Origin of the sequence: Spirillospora sp. NBC_01491 (assembly GCF_036227065.1) — a bacterium.
GTDB classification, from domain to species: domain Bacteria; phylum Actinomycetota; class Actinomycetes; order Streptosporangiales; family Streptosporangiaceae; genus Spirillospora; species Spirillospora xylanilytica.
Genome location: NZ_CP109432.1, coordinates 7,718,935 through 7,739,734 on the forward strand (window position 1 = coordinate 7,718,935; position 20,800 = coordinate 7,739,734).

The 20,800-nt window shown below is 75.6% G+C and carries 17 protein-coding genes; 11 read left to right on the forward strand and 6 right to left on the reverse strand.

Annotated elements, in window-relative coordinates:
• The first annotated feature begins 99 nt into the window (after positions 1 to 99).
• From OHA34_RS35905 to OHA34_RS35920, 4 genes are read left to right on the forward strand one after another with little or no spacing between them, the layout of a single operon-like run.
• Positions 100 to 990 (forward strand): AAA family ATPase, encoded by an 891-nt coding sequence (locus tag OHA34_RS35905; RefSeq protein ID WP_329520103.1) that lies wholly within the window; start codon positions 100 to 102, stop codon positions 988 to 990.
• Positions 991 to 992: 2 nt separating this feature from the next.
• Complete coding sequence (locus tag OHA34_RS35910) at positions 993 to 2,138, forward strand: vWA domain-containing protein (protein WP_329520104.1); 1,146 nt, start codon at positions 993 to 995, stop codon at positions 2,136 to 2,138.
• Positions 2,119 to 3,306 (forward strand): XdhC family protein, encoded by a 1,188-nt coding sequence (locus tag OHA34_RS35915; protein WP_329520105.1) that lies wholly within the window; start codon positions 2,119 to 2,121, stop codon positions 3,304 to 3,306. The genes OHA34_RS35910 and OHA34_RS35915 overlap by 20 nt, the downstream gene beginning before the upstream one ends.
• A 39-nt stretch (positions 3,307 to 3,345) precedes the next feature.
• Complete coding sequence (locus OHA34_RS35920; protein WP_329520106.1) at positions 3,346 to 3,939, forward strand: nucleotidyltransferase family protein; 594 nt, start codon at positions 3,346 to 3,348, stop codon at positions 3,937 to 3,939.
• Positions 3,940 to 3,974: 35 nt separating this feature from the next.
• Here OHA34_RS35920 and OHA34_RS35925 read toward each other — a convergent pair whose 3' ends face one another.
• From OHA34_RS35925 to OHA34_RS35940, 4 genes are all read right to left on the reverse strand, one after another.
• Positions 3,975 to 5,210, reverse strand: a complete 1,236-nt coding sequence (locus tag OHA34_RS35925) for a DUF6986 family protein (protein WP_329520107.1) — start codon at positions 5,208 to 5,210, stop codon at positions 3,975 to 3,977.
• Positions 5,211 to 5,271: 61 nt separating this feature from the next.
• Positions 5,272 to 6,702, reverse strand: coding sequence for a DUF1116 domain-containing protein (locus OHA34_RS35930; protein WP_329520108.1), 1,431 nt, complete (start codon positions 6,700 to 6,702; stop codon positions 5,272 to 5,274).
• On the reverse strand, positions 6,703 to 8,118 hold the full coding sequence (locus OHA34_RS35935) for an FdrA family protein (RefSeq protein ID WP_329520109.1): 1,416 nt from the start codon (positions 8,116 to 8,118) through the stop codon (positions 6,703 to 6,705). It abuts the gene before it with no gap.
• 1,090 nt (positions 8,119 to 9,208) lie between these two features.
• Positions 9,209 to 10,144, reverse strand: a complete 936-nt coding sequence (locus OHA34_RS35940) for a DUF2877 domain-containing protein (protein ID WP_285936850.1) — start codon at positions 10,142 to 10,144, stop codon at positions 9,209 to 9,211.
• 221 nt (positions 10,145 to 10,365) lie between these two features.
• On the opposite strand from OHA34_RS35940, the gene OHA34_RS35945 reads away from it, so the two are divergent.
• From OHA34_RS35945 to cutA, 5 genes are all read left to right on the forward strand, one after another.
• A complete protein-coding gene (locus OHA34_RS35945; protein ID WP_329520110.1) occupies positions 10,366 to 12,210 on the forward strand; it encodes a PucR family transcriptional regulator in 1,845 nt (614 codons plus the stop codon).
• 169 nt (positions 12,211 to 12,379) lie between these two features.
• Positions 12,380 to 13,840 (forward strand): uracil-xanthine permease family protein, encoded by a 1,461-nt coding sequence (locus tag OHA34_RS35950; protein ID WP_329520111.1) that lies wholly within the window; start codon positions 12,380 to 12,382, stop codon positions 13,838 to 13,840.
• A 7-nt stretch (positions 13,841 to 13,847) separates the two neighbouring features.
• Positions 13,848 to 14,768, forward strand: a complete 921-nt coding sequence (locus tag OHA34_RS35955) for an FAD binding domain-containing protein (RefSeq protein WP_285936847.1) — start codon at positions 13,848 to 13,850, stop codon at positions 14,766 to 14,768.
• Positions 14,765 to 15,298 carry a (2Fe-2S)-binding protein gene (locus tag OHA34_RS35960; protein ID WP_285936846.1) on the forward strand — a complete coding sequence of 178 codons (534 nt, stop codon included), beginning with the start codon at positions 14,765 to 14,767 and terminating at the stop codon, positions 15,296 to 15,298. The genes OHA34_RS35955 and OHA34_RS35960 overlap by 4 nt, the downstream gene beginning before the upstream one ends.
• Positions 15,295 to 17,706 carry an aerobic carbon-monoxide dehydrogenase large subunit gene (gene cutA, locus OHA34_RS35965; protein ID WP_329520112.1) on the forward strand — a complete coding sequence of 804 codons (2,412 nt, stop codon included), beginning with the start codon at positions 15,295 to 15,297 and terminating at the stop codon, positions 17,704 to 17,706. The genes OHA34_RS35960 and cutA overlap by 4 nt, the downstream gene beginning before the upstream one ends.
• On the opposite strand, the gene OHA34_RS35970 is transcribed toward cutA, so the two are convergent.
• On the reverse strand, positions 17,693 to 18,067 hold the full coding sequence (locus tag OHA34_RS35970; RefSeq protein ID WP_285936844.1) for a hypothetical protein: 375 nt from the start codon (positions 18,065 to 18,067) through the stop codon (positions 17,693 to 17,695). The genes cutA and OHA34_RS35970 overlap by 14 nt on opposite strands.
• A gap of 5 nt (positions 18,068 to 18,072) precedes the next feature.
• Positions 18,073 to 18,927 (reverse strand): polysaccharide deacetylase family protein, encoded by an 855-nt coding sequence (locus OHA34_RS35975; RefSeq protein WP_285936843.1) that lies wholly within the window; start codon positions 18,925 to 18,927, stop codon positions 18,073 to 18,075.
• A gap of 218 nt (positions 18,928 to 19,145) precedes the next feature.
• Between OHA34_RS35975 and OHA34_RS35980 the strand changes: the two genes are divergently transcribed.
• The gene (locus OHA34_RS35980) at positions 19,146 to 19,874 is read left to right on the forward strand and encodes an SRPBCC family protein (RefSeq protein WP_329520113.1); all 729 of its coding nucleotides are present in this window, start codon (positions 19,146 to 19,148) and stop codon (positions 19,872 to 19,874) included.
• Positions 19,871 to 20,785, forward strand: a complete 915-nt coding sequence (locus tag OHA34_RS35985) for a carbon-nitrogen hydrolase family protein (RefSeq protein WP_329520114.1) — start codon at positions 19,871 to 19,873, stop codon at positions 20,783 to 20,785. Before OHA34_RS35980 ends, OHA34_RS35985 begins: the two co-directional genes overlap by 4 nt.
• Positions 20,786 to 20,800: the final 15 nt, after the last annotated feature.

A 20,800-nucleotide genomic window follows, 5' to 3' on the forward strand; every position in this document is an offset into this window, starting at 1 on the left:
AAGTCAACTTTCCCTACTGAGTTAAACGGATTATTGTGCGACAAATTCGGTCTGGTCCGCCCATGTGAGGCGAGTGGTCCGCTGAGTAGCCTGAGTCGTGTGGCGCACATTCGGACGACGGCCGCCTCGCCCGCCGAGCTGGCGGGCCTGCTCGAGCGGCACGCCTACCTCTGCGACGACGGCCTGGCCACCGCGTGCTTCCTGGCGCTGCGGATGGGCCGCCCGCTGTTCCTGGAGGGCGAGGCCGGGGTCGGCAAGACCGAGCTGGCCAAGACCCTCGCGGCGGTGCTGGACGCGCCGCTGATCCGGTTGCAGTGCTACGAGGGCCTGGACGCCTCGCAGGCGCTGTACGACTGGGACTTCCCCCGGCAGCTCCTGCACCTGCGCGCCGCCGAGGCCGCCGGGGTCACCGACGTCGCCCGCCTCGAGGGCGAGCTGTACCACCGGCGCTTCCTGCTTGCCCGCCCGCTGCTCCAGGCCCTGGAGACCACGCCGAGCGTGCTGCTGGTCGACGAGGTCGACCGGGCCGACGACGAGTTCGAGGCGTTCCTGCTGGAGGTGCTGAGCGACTTCACCATCTCGGTGCCCGAGCTCGGCACCGTCCGGGCCGAGGCGCCGCCCGTCGTGGTGGTGACCTCGAACCGCACCCGCGAGGTCCACGACGCGCTCAAGCGCCGCTGCCTCTACCACTGGCTGGAGCACCCCACCTTCGACCGCGAGGTGGCCATCATCCGGCGGCGCCTCCCGGACGCGGCCGGGCGGCTCGCCGGGCAGGTCGCCCGCGCCGCCCAGCGGCTGCGCGCCGCCGACCTGCTCAAACCGCCCGGGGTGGCCGAGACCCTCGACTGGGCCGAGGCCCTGGTCGCGCTCGGCGCCCGCGACCTCGACCCGGGCACCGCCGCGGTGACGCTCGGCACCGTGCTGAAGTACCGCGAGGACCAGCAGCGGGTGCGCGCGGCCGGGCTCGGCGCGCTGCTCGACGGGGGCTGACCGTGGACGCCGGGCGGGACGTCACCGAGACGATGGTCGGCTTCGCCCGGACGCTGCGCGCCGCCGGCTGCCCCGCGGACCCCGAACGGGTCCGGGCGATGCTCGGCGCCCTCGACCACCTCGACGTGCTGGCCCCGGCCGACGTCTACTGGGCCGGCCGGCTCACGCTGTGCGCCGACCCCGCCGACCTGCCCCGCTACGACCGCTGCTTCGCCGCGTACTTCTCCGGCGCCACCGCCCGGCCCGGCCGTCCCGCGCCGCCCCCGCCGACCCTGCGCCGCACGCTCACCGACGGGGCCCGTCCTCCCGCGCCGGACGGCGCGGACGACCCGGAGGTCGGCACCGCCGCCGCCAGCGACGTGGAGGTGCTCCGCGACCGTGACGTGGCGCGGCTCGGCGCGGCCGAGCGGGCCGAGGTCGGACGGCTCATCGCGCTGCTGGACGCCGCGACCGAACGGCGCAGGTCGCGCCGCTTCGAGCCGGCGACCACCGGACGTCCCGACCCGGCCCGCACCGTCCGGGAGACGCTGCGCCGGGGCGGCGAGCCGGCGCCGCCCCGGTACCGCGCGCACCGCACCCGGCCGCGCAAGGTGGTGCTGATCGTGGACGTCAGCGGCTCGATGGGGCCCTACGCCGACGCGCTGCTGCGGTTCGCGCACGCGGCGGTCCGGTCCGGCGGCCGGTCGGTCGAGGCCTTCAGCGCCGGGACGCGGCTCACCCGGCTCACCCGCGAGCTGCGGCACCGCGACCCGGACGCGGCGATGGCGGCGGCGTCCGCGGTGATCCCCGACTGGAGCGGCGGCACCCGGCTCGGCGCGGAGCTCAAGGAGTTCCTCGACCGGTTCGGGCAGCGCGGCCTGGCCCGCGGCGCGATCGTGGTGATCGCCTCCGACGGCTGGGAGCGCGGCGACGCCGGGCTGCTCGGCGAGCAGATGGCCCGGCTGCGGCGGCTGGCCCACCGGGTCGTGTGGGCCAACCCGCACCGGGCCCGTCCCGGGTACGAGCCCCTCACGGCGGGGATGGCCGCGGCGCTCCCGCACGTCGACGACTTCACCTCCGGGCACAGCCTGGCCGCCCTTGAGGACCTGGCCCGCCTGATCGGCGGCGGACGCGTGAGGGGGAGCGCACATGCGCGACGTGCTCGGTGACATCGCCGGCTGGTACGCGGCCGGCGAGACGTTCGGCCTGGCCACCGTGGTCAACACCTTCCGCAGCGCGCCCCGCCAGCCCGGCGCCGCGATGGCGGTGTCGGCCGCCGGGGAGGTGGCCGGCAGCGTGTCGGGCGGCTGCGTCGAGGGCGCGGTGTACGAGCTGGCGCGGTCGGTGCTGGAGAGCGGCCAGGCCGTGGTGCGCCGGTACGGGGTGAGCGACGACGACGCGTTCGCCGTCGGGCTGACCTGCGGCGGCATCCTGGACGTGCTGGTCGAGCCGGTCGGCCCCGCGGCCTTCCCCGAGTTCGCCGCGGTCGCGGCCTCGATCGAGGCGCGCGAGCCGGTCGCGGTCGCCACCGTGGTCGCCGGTCCGGGCCGGGTCGGCGCCCGCCGGGTGGTGTGGGCGGACCGGTCGGCGGGCAGCCTCGCGCCCGGCGAGCCGCACGCGGCGCGGCTCGACGCCGCCGCCGACGACGACGTGCGCGGCATGCTCGCCCAGGGCCGCACCGGGCAGCGGCACTACGGGCGCGAGGGCGAGCGGCGGCTGGACGACCTCGCGGTCTTCGTGCACTCCTTCGCACCGCCGCCCCGGCTGCTGGTGTTCGGCGCGATCGACTTCGCGGCGGCCGTCGCCCGCGTCGGCGCGTTCCTCGGCTACCACGTGACGGTCTGCGACGCGCGGCCGGTGTTCGCGACGGCCAAGCGGTTCCCCGAGGCCGACGAGGTCGTGGTGAAGTGGCCGCACAGGTTCCTGGAGGAGGTCCGGGAGGACGCCGCGGCGGGCATCGACGCCCGCACCGCGATCTGCGTGCTGACCCACGACCCGAAGTTCGACGTCCCGCTGCTGGAGGTCGCGCTCCGCACGCCCGCCGGGTACGTCGGCGCGATGGGCTCGCGGCGCACCCACCAGGACCGGCTGGCCCGGCTGCGCGAGGCGGGCCTGACCGGCGCCGAGCTGTCCCGGCTGCGGTCGCCGATCGGGCTGGACCTGGGCGCCCGCACCCCGGAGGAGACCGCGGTGTCCATCGCGGCCGAGCTCGTCCAGTTCCGCTGGGGCGGCTCCGGACGGCCGCTCACCGAGACGGGCGGACGCATCCACGCCGGCGTCCGCGGCGGCGCCGGGACCGGCGGCGGGACCGGCGCGGCACCTGACGGCCCCCGGTAAACGCTGGTCGGTCCGGGTGAGGAGGGCTACCCTCGGTCGATGACCCTGCACGGTGAGGAGCCCCCGGCCGGCCTGCTGCTGGCCGCGGGGGAGGGCAGCCGGCTCGGCCGGCCGAAGGCCCTGGTGGAGCTGGACGGCGAGCGCCTGGTCGACCGGGGCGTGCACATGCTGCGGAGCGGGGGCTGCTCGCCGGTGCTGGTGGTGTCCGGCGCCGCGCAGATCGAGGTGATCGGCGCGGTCGTGGTGCCCAACGCCGAGTGGCGCACCGGCATGGGCTCGTCGCTGCGCGCCGGGCTCGCCGCGCTGCCGCCGGCCTGCCCCGCCGTGATCGTCGCGCTGGTCGACCAGCCCCGGATCACCTCCGCCGCCGTCGCGCGGCTGATCGAGGCGTACGAGGCGGGCGCCCGCGTCGCGGTCGCGACCTACGGCGGGAAGCCGCGCAACCCGGTGCTCATCGGGGCCGAGCACTTCGCGGCCGTGGCCGGGGGAGCGGCGGGAGACGTCGGCGCGCGCGCGTTCCTGCGCGCCAACCCCGGGCTGGTCACGCACGTCCCGTGCGACGGGGTCGCGGCGCCCGACGACATCGACACCCCGGGCGACCTGGCCGAGTTCAGGGGCCAGGAGGCCCGCTGACCGGGTCTTCGGCCGGGGCCGCTGACCGGCGCGGTTCAGGCGCCCTCGGGGAGCGCGCCCTCGGGGAGCGCGCTCTCGTCGAGGGCGCCGCAGTCGACGGCGCGGCGCAGCCGGTCGACCAGGGCCCGGACCGTCGCGGGCTCGTCCACCACCCCGTGCCCGCCCACCGCCGCCCGCTCCTGCCAGGCCCGGACGCGGCCGATCACGTCGTCGACCCCGGACAGGTGGAAGGCGTAGACGGCCGCGTACCGGCTCGGCAGGTGCGCCGGATGCAGGTCCCAGCCCTGGTAGAAGCCGTGCCGCAGCGAGTGCCGCACCTGCGCGGCGTGCACCGCCCACGCCTCGTTGACCTCGTCGGGGCCGTCGTTGCGGGGGATCACGTTGCTGGAGCCGTCCGACAGCCGGATACCGGTGCCGGCGAACGCGACCTGCATCACGTGCCGGGCGAAGTCGCACGCGGGATGGTCGAGGCGCTGCTCCTCGGGCGGCAGCCCGCAGGCGGCGGTGTAGTCGAACACGCCGAAGTGCGCGGCGGTCATCCGGCCGCCGGCGGCGCCGGCGATGGCGCGCAGCCCGGTCCGGCCCTCGTGGTCGATGATCGCCTCGGCCGTCTCCACCTGCACCTCGAAGCGCAGGATGCCCGCGGGCAGCCCGAGCGAGGTCTCCAGCCGGTCCAGGTACTCCACGAACAGCGCGACGTGCTCGGCCATCACCACCTTCGGGAAGGTGATGGTGAACCCGCCGGGCAGCCGGCCGAGCCGGTCGCGCAGCGCGGTGAGGAACCCGTCGAGCGTCCGCATCGCGCGCTCGTGGCCGCCGTCGGCGAACGACTTGACCCGCAGCCCCCAGTAGTGCGGGAGCGTCTTGGCCTGGTAGGCGGTGCCGATCTCCTCGACCACCTGCCCGATGTGCGCGTCCTCCTCGGCGTCGGGACGCGTCCCGTAGCCGTCCTCGAAGTCGATGCGGACGTCCTCGACCGGCTCGTGCGCGAGCTTGGCCGCCACCCGCTCGCGGACCAGCCCGGCGATCTCGGGGTCGATGCCGAACGCCCCGCCGAACGACCCGGCGCCCGGCGTGTGCGTGTTGAGGAGACGCAGCGCCTCGGCGCCGTACTCGGCGGGCGTCGAGTGCGCGAACCGGTCGGCCGGGATGTACACCGTGTGCACCGGCTGCCGTCCGGTGGCCGCCCCCGGGAAGTGCAGCCGATGCTCGTCGCGGACGGCGGAGACGCGCGCGGACAGGTCGTCGATCGAGGAGACGCTCAAGTTCACCCCGCCATGATCCCCCAAGATCGGGCCCCGTGGGGAGTCCCGGCCCGGCCCGATCGGCCGCTCACCGCGGCGGCTCCGGGCGGCTCCCGTCCTCGGCCAGCGCGAGCAGCGCGGCGGTGAAGACCTCGGCCGGCGGCTCGACCAGCCCGGCGCCGACCTGCCCGGTGCCCGCCTCCCGTCCCGCGATGCCGGTGTCGATGACCGGCAGGATCCCGGTCCGCACCACCCGGGTCGCGTCGATCCCGGCCGGGGTGCCCCGGAAGGACAGCAGCGGGATCTGGAGCGCCGGGTGCTCGGCCAGGGTGATCTCGTACATCCGCTGCGTCGCCGCCACCGCGTCCGGCACCTCGCCGCCGACGAAACGCACGATCGCGGGCGCGGCGGCGAGCGCGAACCCGCCCATCCCCGCGGTCTCGGTGATCGCCGAGTCGCCGATGTCGGGGTTGGCGTCGTCCGGCCCGTACGCGCCCAGGTACAGCCCGTCGGGGACGCCCGCGGGCCCGGTGAACCAGCGGTCGCCGGTGCCCGAGAGCTGGATCCCGAAATCGGTGCCGTTGCGCGCCATCGCCACCACCAGCCCGGACCCGGGCACGCCCCGCGCGGCGTCGGCCGCCGCCTTCGCCGCCGCCATCCCCGCGTTGAGGAAGAAGTGGTCGTTGCCGCCCGCGAACCGGAACACCTCGGCGACCCGGTCGCGGGGCGCGTCGGCGGCGGCGAGGTCGGCCGCCAGCTCGCGCACCAGCAGCGCCGTCGCCGCCCGGTTGCGGTTGTGCAGCTCGTCGCCCATCTGGAGCGCCTGCGCCATGATGGACAGCAGGTCGACCGGGCCGTGCCGGCGCACCGCCTCGCGCAGCAGCGGGCCCAGCCCGGCGCCCATCCAGCGCAGCCGCTCGATGACCTCCGGCCCGTACGCCCCGTACCGCAGCACCTTGCCGAGGCCCTCGTTCAGCGAGCAGTACGCGGTGCCGCCGTGCTCGGCGTCCCGCACCACCAGCATCCACATCGACGGGCTCACCACGCCCGCCATCGGCCCCACCGTGCCGTGGTGGTGGCACGGGTCGAGCGTCGCGGCACCGCGCGCGAGGGCGCCGGCCGCCTCCTCCGGCGTCGCGGCGAGCCCTTCGAGGAGCATCGCCCCGACGAGCGCGCCCCGCATCGGCCCGGACGCGCGCTCCCACTCCAGCGGCGGTCCCGCGTGCAGGAACGTGCCCGGCTCCAGCCCGAGGACCTCCCCGGCGGGCCGCACGTCCACCAGCTCCGGCCGCGCGGTCAGCATCCGCCCCACGGCGAGCGCGTCGGCCGCGGCCTGCCCGGGGCGTCCGAGCACCGCCGCCAGCGCCGCCTCGGTGCCCGGGGGCGGCGGTCTCCAGTCGACGCCCTCCACCGGCACGGCCTGCTGGACGAGCGCGTCGGCCAGCACCCCGACGCCCGCCGCGACGACCCGCGGCTCGCGGTTCAGCAGACCGCCCAGCCGCTGCCCGGTCCCACCCATCTACGCCTCCCCCTCGGCCCCCGCCACCGCCCGCACCGCGTGCCGGGCGGCCTCGGCGTTGGACGCGAACACGTCCGCGCCCGCGTCGCACAGCGCCGCCGCCTGCCGGTCGCGGTCCTGCGGATCGGCCGGCGTCCCGCACAGGGACACCACCGCCGCCAGGTCGCCACGGTCCCGTAGCGCCGCGGCGAGCACGGGCGCGAGCGCGCCCGCCGGATCGGGGTCGGCGCCGAACCCCAGCACCACGTCGAGCAGCAGCACCCCGCAGCCCGGATCGGCGGCCTGGTCGGCCAGCGCCTCCAGCCGCAGCGTCGGGTCGATCATCGGATGCGCGCGGCCCCGGGTGTAGGCGTCGTCGCCGTAGTCGACCAGCCGGTGCCCGCCCGCCTCCAGGTCCCAGCCGAGCAGGTCGCGCGCCACGGCCTCGGCCTCGGCGCGCAGCGTCCCGCCGGCGAACAGCCCGCGCAGCGCCCGCCCGCTCTCGCCGCCCCGTCCGTCCCGTCCCGCCCCGTCCCGGCCGGACGCGAGCCAGCGCGGCCAGTCCGGCACCGGCCGGCCGAGCGCCGCCAGCGCCCGTTCCGCCGCCCGGGTCAGATCGTCCTCGCCGGGCGCCGGCAGCGCGAACACCACGGGGGTGTCGAGCCGCCGCGCCGCCTCCCGGATCAGATCCGCGGTTCGCGGCGCCGGAGGCTTGGACACCAGCATGATCAGCTCGGTCGCCGGATCGGCGTCCAGCGCGGCCAGCGCGGCCAGCGACGACCGGCCGCTCACCTCGGTCGACAGGTCGCGCCCGCCCACCCCGAGCACATGGCTCACCCCGACGCCCGCCGCGTCCAGCAGGCACATGAGCTGCTGCGCGCCCGTGCCGGACGCCGCCACCACGCCCACCGGGCCCGGCCGCACCGCGTTCGCGAACCCCAGCCCGGCGCCGCCGACCACCGCGGTTCCGCAGTCCGGCCCCATCACGATCAGGCCGCGCCGCGCCGCCTCCTCCTTGAGCGCGACCTCCTGGCCGACCGGCACGTTGTCACTGAAGATCATCACGTTCAGGCCGGCGTTCAGCGCGTCCATCGCCTCGGGCACCACATGCGGGCCCGGCACCGACAGCAGGGCGATGCCCGCGTCCGTCCGCGACGCCGCCGCCGCCGTCGTCCGCGCGGGCGGCGGCGCCCCGAACAGCCCGGCGCCGTCCGCCGCCGGCTCGCGTCCGCGCAGCAGCCCGTCCAGCGCGTCCCTGGCCCCGTCGAGCGCCTCCTCCGCGCCCGCCCGGATCGCCACCACCAGGTCGCCCGGCCCCGTGCCCCCCGGCACCGCGAACCCCATCCGGGCCAGCACCTCCAGGTTGAGCCCGGTGCCCATCGCGGCCATCGCCTCGGTCACCCCGTCCCGCCCCACGATGCTCCGGCTCACCCGCATCAGCGAAACCGAGTCGCGGTAGGCCCCCCGCCGAACCTCAACCCAATCTGTGTCTCCTGCCGTTCCTCGCTCGTCAGTCCAGGCGGCGCCGCGCCCCTCCACCTCGCTCATGCTGTGTTCCCCGCTCGGCTTCGGGGCGCTTTTGGGCGCCGCCTTCCCTCCTCGCTCGTTCCTCGCTCGTCAGTCCAGGCGGCGCCGCGCCCCTCCACCTCGCTCATGCTGTGTTCCCCGCTCGGCTTCGGGGCGCTTTTGGGCGCCGCCTTCCCTCCTCGCTCGTTCCTCGCTCGTCAGTCCAGGCGGCGCCGCGCCCCTCCACCTCGCTCATGCTGTGTTCCCCGCTCGGCTTCGGGGCGCTTTTGGGCGCCGCCTTCCCTCCTCGCTCGTTCCTCGCTCGTCAGTCCAGGCGGCGCCGCGCCCCTCCACCTCGCTCATGCTGTGTTCCCCGCTCGGCTTCGGGGCGCTTTTGGGCGCCGCCTTCCCTCCTCGCTCGTTCCTCGCTCGTCAGTCCAGGCGGCGCCGCGCCCCTCCACCTCGCTCATGCTGTGTTCCCCGCTCGGCTTCGGGGCGCTTTTGGGCGCCGCCTTCCCTCCTCGCTCGTTCCTCGCTCGTCAGTCCAGGCGGCGCCGCGCCCCTCCACCTCGCTCATGCTGTGTTCCCCGCTCGGCTTCGGGGCGCTTTTGGGCGCCGCCTTCCCTCCTCGCTCGTTCCTCGCTCGTCAGTCCAGGCGGCGCCGCGCCCCTCCACCTCGCTCATGCTGTGTTCCCCGCTCGGCTTCGGGGCGCTTTTGGGCGCCGCCTTCCCTCCTCGCTCGTTCCTCGCTCGTCAGTCCAGGCGGCGCCGCGCCCCTCCACCTCGCTCATGCTGTGTTCCCCGCTCGGCTTCGGGGCGCTTTTGGGCGCCGCCTTCCCTCCTCGCTCGTTCCTCGCTCGTCAGTCCAGGCGGCGCCGCGCCCCTCCACCTCGCTCATGCTGTGTTCCCCGCTCGGCTTCGGGGCGCTTTTGGGCGCCGCCTTCCCTCCTCGCTCGTTCCTCGCTCGTCAGTCCAGGCGGCGCCGCGCCCCTCCACCTCGCTCATGTGCTCCCCGCTCGGCTCATGCTGTGGCCCGGTGGGAGTGTTCGGTGGCGGAGGCGAGGGCGAGGGTGGCGCGGGAGCCGGCCAGGACGCCCCAGGCCAGGTCGGCGCCGGAGGTGTGGCCGACCGACAGCAGCCGGCGGACCGCCGCGGCGGGTGCCTCGTGACCGGCGACGCCGCGCAGGACGGCGGCGACCTCGGCGCCGGCGCCGCCGGCCGCGGCGCAGTGCAGGAGGGTGGCCGACAGCGCGGTGGTGCGGGTGCCCGCGTCGGCGGTCACCGCCGCGCCGAGCCAGTCGGCCAGCCACACCGCCGTGCCGCCGGGCCGGACGGCGCCGCCGAGCAGCCGCAGCGAGACCAGCATGCCGGACAGGATGTCGTCGCCGCTCGGGGTGAGGCCGGGCCCGAGGCCGACGATGCGCTCGGCGGCCTCGACCGCGCCCGCCAGGTCGCCGGCCGCGCAGCGTTCGGCGAGCTGGAGCGGGTCGGGGTGGCCGGCCAGGCCGCCCCCGGTCATCCCGGCGGCGGTGAGGGAGTTCTCCAGCGACCGCAGGCCGCGCGCCAGGGCCGGCGGCGACATCGTGCCGAGCGCGGGGGAGGGGGCCCACCAGCGGCGGACCCGCACGTGCAGGCCGGCCGCCTCGACGCGGCCGTCGCCGACCCAGGCCTCCAGGCCCTCGCGGATCCGGTGGAAGGGACGGTCCCGGCGCTCGGCCACGACGACGACGGCGTTCGGCGGACGCACCGCGTCGGAGGTGACGACCGCGACCACCCGGGGCTCCTCGGGGCCGCGCAGCTCCAGGTACACCGCGGTCGGGAAGACCGCGATCACCCGCGCCGGGCGGCGTGGCGGGTCGAGTACCGGGCGCAGCATGAGGCTCGCGGCGCCGGCGGCGGGGGGACGCGGTCCCGGCCGTGCCGTCAGCGGGATCGGCTCGCGAACGAGGGCGGTCACTGGTCCTCCCGAAGCCGCTGTCGATGCCGGTCGCAGGCCGTCCGCCGTCGGGTCCCCGGCCTCTGGTGGGACGTTAGACCGCGGCGCGCGACAGGTCGTATGGAGAAAGCTGCCAAGGATGGTTGTCATCGTTCGTCTTTGTTGTCAGGGTTGATCAGAAAGCGGTAGCGATCACGCCGTTTCGGGCGATGTACGCACCAAAAGGCGAGGTGACCCCTGGCATGAGTGACACCAGCGCGGACCCGGGCCCACCGGCCCTCCGGCTCGCTAGCACCGGAACACTGACCCACGGCCTCTCGGTCGGCGAGGTTCTCGGCGTCTCCACCCTGAACGGTGCCCGCCTCATCGCGGGCCGGAGCGGCCTCGGCCGCATCGTCCAGCGGCTCAACGTGATGGAGGTCCCCGACATCCTGTCGTGGGTCAAGCCCAACGAGCTGCTGCTGACCACCGGCTACCCCCTGCGCAACACCCCCCAGTCGCTCGACAACCTGGTCGCCGACCTGGACGAGCGCGGCCTGGCGGCGCTGGCGATCAAGCTGGGCCGGTACCTGGAGACGCTGCCCGCGGAGATGATCGCGCAGGCGGACCGGCGCGGTTTCCCGCTGATCCTGCTGCCCAACGACGTCGGCTTCGACGACATCCTCAACCAGGTGCTGACCGACATCCTCAACCGGCAGGCGGCCGTGCTCGCCCGCACCGAGGAGGTGCACCGCGCGCTGGTGCAGATCGTGCTGTGCGGCGGCGGCCTCCAGGAGGTGGTGGACGAGGTGGCCGCCCTGCTGGAGGTCGCGGTCGTCGTCCTGGACGGCGAGCAGCGGGTCGTGGCGGGCGCCGGGCCGGAGGAGCACGTGCAGGCGATGCGGGCGTTCGACGCGGGCCGGCACGCGGCGTGCGGGCGCGGCGGCTGCGGCCTCGGCGGCGCGCACGGCACCGGCGACCACCTGGTGGTGCCGGTGGTGGCGGGCGGCTTCGACCACGGACGGATCATCGCGTTCAGCCCGAGCGCGGCGCTGCGCGGCACCGATCTCGGCATCCTGGAGCGCGCCGCGACCGTCGCCGCGCTGGTGGTAACCAAGCAGCAGGCCGTCGCGGCGGTCGAGAGCAAGTACCGGGCCGACTTCCTGCGCGACATCCTGGCCGGCCGGGCGGGCGACGACGACCGGGTCGTGGCGCACTGCGACGGGTTCGGCTGGGACCTGGACCGGCCGGTGATGGTGGTCGTCGCCGAGCTGGACGGGCGCCCGCGCGGGACGGAGGCGGAGGCCAGGCCCCGCGCCGCCGAACCGGGCGGACGGGCCCGGGGTGCCGTGGCCGCGGCGCCCGGCGGCGAGGCCGCGTCCCGGGGACGCGGCGCCGACGCCGACGCGTCCGGCACCGGTGGTGCGGGCGGTGCGCGCAGCGGGCGGGGCGCGGAGGAGCGGACGGCCCAGGAGCGGCTCGCCGCCGCCTGGACGACGGCGGTGCGCCGGCACGACCGGGGCGCGGCGGTCGCCAGCTTCGCGCACGAGGTCGTCGCGGTCATCGGGGTGGACGGCGACGATCTCGAGGGCGCCGCCGCAGGACCGGTCCAAACGCTGGTCAAGGAGGCGGCGGCGGTGTTCGCCGAGCATCTGGCGGTGCGGCGCACCTTCTCGACCGGGATCAGCCGCACCGTGACCTCGCCCGCCGCGCTGCCCGAGGCCTACGACCAGGCGGTCAAGGCGGTGCGGGTCGGGCGGCAGCTGCACGGCGCCGGGGCCCGCGCGCACTTCGACCAGCTCGGCGTGTACCGGCTGCTCAGCCTGGTGTCGGACCCGGCCGAACTGCACGCGTTCGTCCGCGAGACGCTGGGCGTGCTGGCCGCCGACGACGAGCCGGAGCTGGTCGACCTGCGCCGCACCCTTCAGGTGCTGCTGGAGACCAACCTCAACGTGGCCGAGACGGCACGGCGGCTGCACTTCCACTACAATACGCTCCGTTATCGGATCGGGAAGCTGGAGCGGATGCTCGGCAGGTTCACCGAGGACGCGCATCTGCGGCTCAACCTGACCCTCGCCCTGCACGTGCTGCGGATGAGGGGGATCTGAGCGCCCGCCGCCCGGGCCGTGACATCCCCCGCCCTTACCTCCCAAACGTGGACCCGCGGTTTGGCAGTTGTCGCCGATGCCCGCCCACCTGGGTAGATCTACCTTGCCCGCATGAGCACGGCCGCAGCGGGAGGCCGCCGCTCGGGTACAGCCCCGGAGGAGGGCCCCGATGGTGATGGGCTGGAAGCTGCACGGCGACGGGCGGACCCCGCCCCCCGGCGAGGTGGTCAGGCCGGACGAGCGCCTGACCTGGCCGCGGACCGCGGGCATCGGCGCCCAGCACGTGGTCGCGATGTTCGGGGCGACGTTCGTGTTCCCGGTCGTGATGGGCCTGGACCCGAACCTGTCGATCATGATGTCCGGGGTCGCGACGATCCTGTTCCTGCTGATCGTGCGCGGGCGGGTGCCGAGCTACCTGGGCAGCAGCGCCTCGTTCGTCGGGGCGGTCGCCGCGATCCGCGCGGCGGGCGGCGACAGCGCCACGGTGACCGGCGCGATCCTGGTCGCGGGCGCGGTGCTGGTCGCGGTCGGGGTGCTCATCCACGTGCTCGGCGGCGAGGTGGTCCAGCGGGTGTTCCCGCCGGTGGTGACCGGCGCGGTGGTGATGCTGATCGGGTTCAACCTGGCGCCGGTGGTCGCCAACACCTACTGGCCGCAGGACCAGTGGACGGGCCTGCTGACGCTGGCGTTCGCGGTGCTGTGCACGGTGCTGCTGCGCGGCTTCTGGGCGCGGGTGTCGATCTTGCTGGCGCTGGTCTTCGGGTTCGTCCTGTCGTGGGTGCTCGACAACGTCGCGGGCCGCATCACCTCGGTGCTGCCGGGCCAGAACCTGCTGGACGCGGCGGGCCGGCCGTGCGCGAAGGAGGGCCCGTACTGCGTCGCGACCGCGTTCCCGCACGACCGGGTGAACTTCACCGGCATCAAGGGCGCCGACTGGTTCGGTTTCCCGAGCCTGCACGCGCCCGACTTCACGACCTCGGCGATCCTGCTCGCCCTGCCCGCCGTGATCGCGCTGATCGCCGAGAACACCGGGCACGTCAAGGCGGTCGCGGCGATGACCGGCGACGACCTGGACCCGGTGCTCGGCCGCGCGATCGCCGCCGACGGGCTCGGCACGGTGCTGGCCAGCGGGGTCGGCGGCTCGCCCACCACCACCTACGCCGAGAACATCGGCGTCATGGCCGCCACCCGGATCTACTCGACGGCGGCGTACTACGTGGCGGCGGTGGTGGCGATCGCGTTCGGGCTGTGCCCGAAGTTCGGGGCGCTGGTGGCGGCGACGCCGGGCGGCGTGCTCGGCGGCATCACCGTGGTGCTGTACGGGATGATCGGCCTGCTCGGCGCGAAGATCTGGATCGAGAACCGGGTCGACTTCGCCGACCCGGTCAACCTGGTCCCGGTCGCCGCCGCCGTCATCCTGGCCATCGGCGACGTCACTCTCAAGATCACCGATGACTTCCCGCTCCAGGGCATCGCGTTCGGCACCGTCGCGGTGCTGGTCGGGTACCACGCGCTGAACGCCGTGGCCGGTGCCCGGCGGGGCCCGGACGGCACCGGCGGGGGCATGATCGCGCCGGACGAACGGGAGATCGGCGGCCCGGTGCGCCCGCCCACGACGGACGCGGGCTGACGCCGCCGTGAAGCCGCCGCCCTTCGCCTACCGCGCCCCGCGCACCCTCCCCGAGGCCCTCGCCGCCCTCGCCCCGGCCGCACCCGGCACCGGCAGCGACACCGGCGGAGGGGGCGTGGGCAAGGTGCTGGCGGGCGGGCAGAGCCTCATCCCGCTGCTCAACATGCGGCTGGCCGCGCCCGAGCGCCTCGTCGACATCAACCGCGTCGCGGAGCTCGACACCCTCGAGGTCACCGGCGCGGGCGTGCGGGTCGGCGCGCTCGCCCGGCACGCCCGGGTCGGGCGTTCGGCCGAGGCCGCCGCCGTCCAGCCGCTGCTGCGCCGGGCGCTGGCGCACGTCGCCCACCCGGTGGTCCGCAACCGGGGGACCGTGGTCGGCAGCCTGGCCCACGCCGATCCGTCCGCCGAGCTGCCCGCCGTCCTGGCCCTGCTGGACGGCTCGGTGGAGGCGGCCTCGGCGGCCGGGCGCCGGACGATCCCGGCCGGCGGGTTCTTCCTCGGCCCGCTGGAGCCGGCCCTGCTCCCCGGCGAGCTGGCCGTGTCGGCGTTCTTCCCGGCGCTGCCGCCGCGCACCGGCACCGCGTTCGTCGAGATCGCCCGCAGGCACGGCGACTACGCGCTGGTGGGGGTGGCCGCGACGGTCACCCTCGACGCGGGCCTGCGGGTCGCGGCGGCGCGCGCCGGGTACTTGAGCGTCGCGGGCGTTCCGCTCGTCCTCGACCTGACCGCGGCCTGCGCGGGCGCGGACGCGGTCTCGGGCGGCGGCGACTGGGAGGACGCCGCCGCGTACGCGCGCGAGCGGGTCGATCCCGAGTCCGACATCCATGCGAGCGCCGACTACCGGCGGCACCTGGCGGGCGTCCTGACCGGGCGCGCGCTGCGGGCCGCGACCGCCGACGCGATCGACCGGGCCGGGGAGGGCCGATGACGGAGGAGACCTTCGAGATCGAGCTGACCGTCAACGGGGTGCGCCGCACGGCCCGCGCGCCCGCGCGGCGGCTGCTGTCGGACCTGCTCAGGCACGGGCTCGGGCTGACCGGCACGCACGTCGGCTGCGAGCACGGCGTGTGCGGATGCTGCACGGTGCTGCTGGACGGGGAGCCGGTGCGGTCGTGCCTGATGTTCGCGGTCACCGCCTCCGGCCACGAGGTCACCACCGTGGAGGGCCTCGCCGCGCCGGACGGGGAGATGTCGCCCGTCCAGCGCGCGTTCCAGGAATGCCACGGCCTCCAGTGCGGGTTCTGCACGCCCGGCTTCCTGTGCACCGTGACCGCGCTGCTGCGCGACACCCCGCGCCCCACCGACGACGAGATCCTCGAAGGGATCTCGGGCAACCTGTGCCGCTGCACCGGCTACCAGAACATCCGCCGGTCGGTCCGCCGCGCCTCCGAGCTGATCGCCGCCGATCCCGCGTCCGGCGGGCCCCCGGCCGGCGAGGCAGGGGAGGGCGGACGGTGAGCACGCGGATGTTCGGCGAGCCGGTCGCGCGCCGCGAGGACCCGAGGCTGCTCACCGGGCGCGGCCGGTTCCTCGACGATCTCGGCCGTGACGCGCTCGCGGCGGCGTTCGTCCGGTCCCCGCACGCCCACGCCCGCATCCTCGACATCGACGTGACCGGCGCGCTCGACGTGGACGGCCTCGTCGCGATCTACACCTTCGAGGACCTGCCGGACCAGGTCGGGGCGCCGCTGCCGGTGCTCCTCCCGCATCCCGCGCTCACCCACGGGCGGACGGCCCGGCCGCTGGCCCGCGACGTCGTCCGGCACGTCGGCGAGCCGGTCGCGATGGTCGTCGCCGCCGACCGCTACCTCGCCGAGGACGCCGCCGGGCTGATCCGGGTCGAGTACGAGCGGCTGCCCGCCGTCGTCGGCATCGAGAACGCCGAGGCCGCCCGCGACCTGGTGCACGACGACGTGCCGGGCAACGTCGGCGCGGTGCTGCTCCAGGAGAACGGCGACGCGGCGGCGGCGATCGACGCGGCCCCGCACGTGCTGGAGTTCCGGCTCGCGATCGAGCGCAGCGCGTCCACCCCGCTGGAGGGACGCGGCGTCTGCGCGCGCTGGGACGCCGACGACGGGTCGCTGCGCGTCTACACCTCCACCCAGGCGTCCACCAGCGTGCGCGCGGCGATCGCGGCGCGGCTGGACCTGCCGGCGGGCAAGGTCGAGGTCGTCGCGCCCGACGTCGGCGGCGGGTTCGGCGTGAAGATCGTCCACCCGTGGCCGGAGGAGGTGCTGGTCCCGTGGGCGGCGCGGCTGCTCGGCCGCGAGGTCAAGTGGGCCGAGGACCGGCGCGAGCACTTCGTCGCGGCGGCGCACGAGCGCGGTCAGCTCCACGACGTGCGGGTCGGGTTCGACGGCGCGGGCCGGGTGCTCGGGCTGGACGTGCGGATCCGGCACGACCACGGCGCCTACACCCCGTACGGCATCGTCATCCCGATCGTCACCTCCACCCAGCTCCTCGGCCCGTACAAGATCGGTGCGTACCGGGCCGAGGTCGTCAGCCTCTACACCAACACCCTCATCGTCACCCCGTACCGGGGCGCGGGCCGTCCGCAGGGCGTGTTCTGCATGGAGCGGACGATGGACCGCATCGCCGGGCACCTCGGCCTCGACCGCGGCGAGGTGCGCGCGGCCAACTTCATCCAGCCGGACGAGTTCCCCTACGACCAGGGCCTGACGTTCCAGGACGGCCGCCCGCTGATCTACGACTCGGGCGACTACCCCGGGCTGCTCCGCAAGGTGCGCGACCTGATCGGCTGGGACGGCTTCGGCGCGCTCCGGGCCGAGGCGGCGGCGCGGGGCCGCCGGATCGGCGTCGGGCTCGGCTGCTACGTCGAGGGCACCGGCGTCGGCCCGTACGAGGGCGGGCACGTCGAGATCGACTCGGCCGGGCGGGTGCACGTGTCGACCGGGCTGACCTCGCAGGGGCAGGGCCACCAGACCGTGTTCGCGCAGATCGCCGCCACCGAGCTCGGCGTGCCGATCGCCGACGTGCACGTCACGACCGGCGACACCCGCCGGTTCGGGTACGCGGTCGGCACCTTCGCGTCCCGCGCCGCGGTGATGAGCGGCAACGCGATCGCGCTCGCCTGCCGCAAGGTGCGCGCCAAGGCGCTGCGGATCGCCGCCGAGGCGCTGGAGGCCGACCCGTCCGATCTGGAGATCACCGAGGGGGAGGTGCACGTGCGCGGCGACCGGTCGGCGTCGGTGCCGCTGCGGACGGTCGCGGTGCTGTCCAACCCGCTGCGGTACGCCTTCGACGAGCAGACCGCCGCCGCGACCCAGTTCGCCGTGGGCGGGTCGCCGTCCGAGCCGCCGGTCGCGGCGGGCGACGAGCCGGGGCTGGAGGGCCGCGACTACTACTCGCCGGTCCGGTCCACGTTCGCGGCGGGCGCGCACGCGGCGATCGTGGAGGTCGACCCGGACACCGCCGAGGTGCGGGTGCTGCGGTACGCGGTGGTGCACGACTGCGGGCGGCTCATCAACCCGATGGTGGTGGAGGGCCAGATCCACGGGGGAGTGGCGCAGGGCATCGGCGGCGCCCTCTACGAGCGGATGGTGTACGACGCGTCGGGGCAGCTCCTGAACGCCTCGTTCATGGACTTCCTGATGCCGTACGCGACCGAGGTGCCGCACATCGAGACCGACCACCTGGAGACCCCGTCGCCGCTCAACCCGCTCGGCGTCAAGGGCGCGGGCGAGGCCGGCGTGATCCCGGTGTCGGCGGTGATCGCCTCCGCGGTCGAGGACGCCGAGGGCCTCCGGGTGGACGCCATGCCGCTCTCCCCGGACGAGCTGTTCGACCTGCGCCGCCGCGCCGAGCACGACCCCGCGCTGCGCACCCGCGCGGTCAGCGGCCCATGAGGGCGATCTGCCAGTCCCCGTCGACCCTGACCAGCTCCCAGTCGCTGGTGCGCGGTCGTCCGCCCGCGCCGGGCACGGTGACCGAGACGGTCGCCTCGCCCGCCTTCTCGTCGACCTTGCCGACCTTGACGCCCGCCTTGCCGAGCGTCGCCAGGAACGCCCGGTCCGACCAGTTCTGCTCGCACCCGCCGTCCCGGTACACCTTGGCCATGTGACCGCAGACCTCCTTGACGTCCCCGTCCCGGGCGGCCTTGACGAAGGCGTCCATCGCGGCGGACACGTCGTCCTTCGCGCTGCCGGACGGCGAGCACGACGCCGTCACCAGGGCGAGGAGCACGGCCGGGACCGCGCCCTTCGGCACGGGCCTCACTCGGGCGTGCCGGCCGGGCCGGGCGCGTCGGGGGCGTTGCCGCCGAAGGAGCGCGGCAGGTAGTTCTGCACCGCGGCGGGACGGAAGCCCTGCTGCTTGATCCAGCCGAGCATCGTCTTGAACTGCCCCGCGAGGCCCGTGCGGTAGTGCATGAGGATGATGTCGCCGGGCTTGAAGCCCTTGCCGCCGTCGCCGCGCGCGAACCCGTTGAAGCCGACGCCGGGCCCCGAGGTGCCGTTGTAGTACTCGGCCGACCACAGCAGGAACGACTTGATGCCGCACTCCTTGCCGGCCCTGCGGGTGGCCTCGTTGAAGCTGCCGAACGGCGGCCGGAAGATCTCGGGCCGCCGCCCGTACTGCGCGCCGATCTTGTCGGACGACTCGCAGATCTCCTTCTTCTGGGCCTCGGGGCCGAGCGACTTCATGTCGGGGTGGCTGATGGTGTGGTTCTCCATCGGCGACCCGGCGTTGCGCATCGCCAGGAAGTACTGGCCCTCGCCCCGGATGTAGCGGGAGGTGAGGAAGGTCAGGATCGGCACCTTCTCCCTGCGCACCAGGTTCACGAACTCGGCGTCGTAGGTGTAGCCGTCGTCGATGGTGAGGAAGACGACCCGGTCCTGCGTCTTGATCTGCGAGACGACCGGCGGCAGCCCGTCCTTGGCCGGCTCCGGCGGCGTCCACGAGCCGGGCGCGGGCGCGGGCCACTGCCGGTCGGCGAGCACCGCGCCGAACCGGGCCTCCGCCGACGGGCCCGAGTCGCCCGTCTGCGCGGCCAGCGCGGGCCACCCGCCCGCGGCGACGCCGAGCACCACGGCGCCCACGGTGGCGATCACGGGCATCTTCGCTCGCATCAGCGATGTTCTCCTGTTCGTGTCCGGCTCGCCGGGGATGGCAGGGGTCCTCTCCGGTCGACGCGCCGGGCCCGGCGGGGGTTCGGGCGAACGGCGCGGAATCTTCCCGACATATCTGATCATGCCGGGGCGCTCGGACGGTGAACTGCCCAATCCTCGGCGTGTACTCGGCACTTCTTGCCGTTCGGCCGGGGCGCGCCATTCCCTAGGGTCGGACCATGCAGGTCACCGGCAGTGCCACCGTCGCCGCCCCGGTCCAGCGCGTCTGGGAGGCGCTCCAGGACCCCGCGGTGCTGGCCAGAACGATCCCCGGATGCCACGCGCTGGAGCCCACCGGCCCGGACACCTACCGGATGACGGTGTCGGCGGGCGTCGCGTCCGTCCAGGGCACCTATGTCGGCCAGGTCGAGCTGGCCGACCCCGATCCGCCCCGCTCGTTCGTGCTGCGCGCCCGCGGCCAGGGCGCGCCCGGCACCGTCGACGCCACCGTGCGGGTGCGGTTGTCGGACGGCGCCGGCGCCGGCTCGACCCGGGTCGACTACGACGCCGAGGCCGCGGTCGGCGGCATGATCGGCGGTGTCGGCCAGCGGATGCTCGGCGGCGTCGCCAAGCGGACCGCCGGGCAGTTCTTCGCCGCCGTCGCCGCGGACCTGGCCCGTCCGGAGGCCGAACGCGCGGCGCCCGCAGCCGAGCCCGCCGCGGCAGAGTCCGCCGCCGTCCCCGCCGCCGTTTCGCCCGCGCTCGCCTCGCCCACCGCCGCGCCGGTCGCCGACGCGCCGGTGGTGACCACGTCCGGCGGCCCGCCTCCAGGGCGGGCGCCCGCCGCCGGCACCGCGCCCTGGCCGATGGTCGCCGCGTTCGCGACGGGCGGTGGGATCGCGCTGGCCGGTGTCGCCATCGGCTACGCGCTCGGCCGCGGCGGGCGGCGCGCGGGACGTCCGGCATGAGGCCCTTCACCGCGGCGGCGGTGCAGTTCGCGCCCGAGCCGGGACCGCTCACCGCCGCGACCGTGCGGGCCAACCTCGACAAGGCCGTGGCCTGGACGGCGCGCTGCGTCACGGGCTCCGGCGCCGAGCTGGTGGTGCTGCCCGAGTCGTGCACCACGGGCTTCAACCCGGGGATCCCGGCCGCCGACCTGTGGGGGCTGGTCTCGGCGGTGCCCGGGCCCGTCACCGAGCCGCTCCAGGAGGCGGCGCGCGATCTCGGCGTGCACCTGTGCGCCGGCACCTACGAGCGGGGCGCCGCGCCCGGGACCGTGCACAACGCGGCGGTCCTGATCGGGCCGGGCGGGGACGTCCTCGGGGTCTACCGCAAGACGCACCCGTTCCGGGTCGAGGACGTCCGGCACGGCGGCTGGGCCACGTCCGGCACCGGCGTCCGCGTCGTGGACACCGAGCTCGGGCGGATCGGCATGGCGATCTGCTTCGACGGCGACTTCCCCGAGCTGTGGCGGATCCAGGCGGTGCGTGGCGCCGAGATCGTCTGCCGCCCGTCCGCGCTGCTGCGCTCGGCCGACATCTGGGAGCTGACCTGCCGCGCCCGCGCGTACGACAACCACGTGTACGTGGTGGCCGCCAACGCCGTCGGGGCCGATCCGGCCGGCACCCTCTACTTCGGCAACTCGATGGTCGTCACGCCGATCGCCGAGGTCGTCGCGCGCGCCGCCTCGCACGAGGACTGGGCCGCCGCGCGCCTGGACCCGGACGCGGCGATGGCGTCGCTGACGCCGGGCTCGTCGGTGCCGCACGGTTTCGACCACCTGGCCGAACGCAACCTGGCGCTGTACCGCGAGCACGCCGCCGATCTTCTCGGCGAGGCGTCCACCGCCTTCCCGCACGGTCAGCGCCCGCACGGCTAGCCCGGGGCTCGGCCG

What these genes read in the sequence shown, in the direction of transcription:
- OHA34_RS35915 (WP_329520105.1), top strand. Translation starts at nt 2,119, where the DNA reads ATGCGCGACGTGCTCGGTGACATCGCCGGCTGGTACGCGGCCGGCGAG.
- OHA34_RS35920 (WP_329520106.1), top strand. Translation starts at nt 3,346, where the DNA reads ATGACCCTGCACGGTGAGGAGCCCCCGGCCGGCCTGCTGCTGGCCGCG.
- OHA34_RS35930 (WP_329520108.1), bottom strand. Translation starts at nt 6,702, where the DNA reads ATGGGTGGGACCGGGCAGCGGCTGGGCGGTCTGCTGAACCGCGAGCCG.
- OHA34_RS35935 (WP_329520109.1), bottom strand. Translation starts at nt 8,118, where the DNA reads ATGCGGGTGAGCCGGAGCATCGTGGGGCGGGACGGGGTGACCGAGGCG.
- OHA34_RS35945 (WP_329520110.1), top strand. Translation starts at nt 10,366, where the DNA reads ATGAGTGACACCAGCGCGGACCCGGGCCCACCGGCCCTCCGGCTCGCT.
- OHA34_RS35950 (WP_329520111.1), top strand. Translation starts at nt 12,380, where the DNA reads ATGGTGATGGGCTGGAAGCTGCACGGCGACGGGCGGACCCCGCCCCCC.
- OHA34_RS35960 (WP_285936846.1), top strand. Translation starts at nt 14,765, where the DNA reads ATGACGGAGGAGACCTTCGAGATCGAGCTGACCGTCAACGGGGTGCGC.
- OHA34_RS35975 (WP_285936843.1), bottom strand. Translation starts at nt 18,927, where the DNA reads ATGCGAGCGAAGATGCCCGTGATCGCCACCGTGGGCGCCGTGGTGCTC.
- OHA34_RS35980 (WP_329520113.1), top strand. Translation starts at nt 19,146, where the DNA reads ATGCAGGTCACCGGCAGTGCCACCGTCGCCGCCCCGGTCCAGCGCGTC.
- OHA34_RS35985 (WP_329520114.1), top strand. Translation starts at nt 19,871, where the DNA reads ATGAGGCCCTTCACCGCGGCGGCGGTGCAGTTCGCGCCCGAGCCGGGA.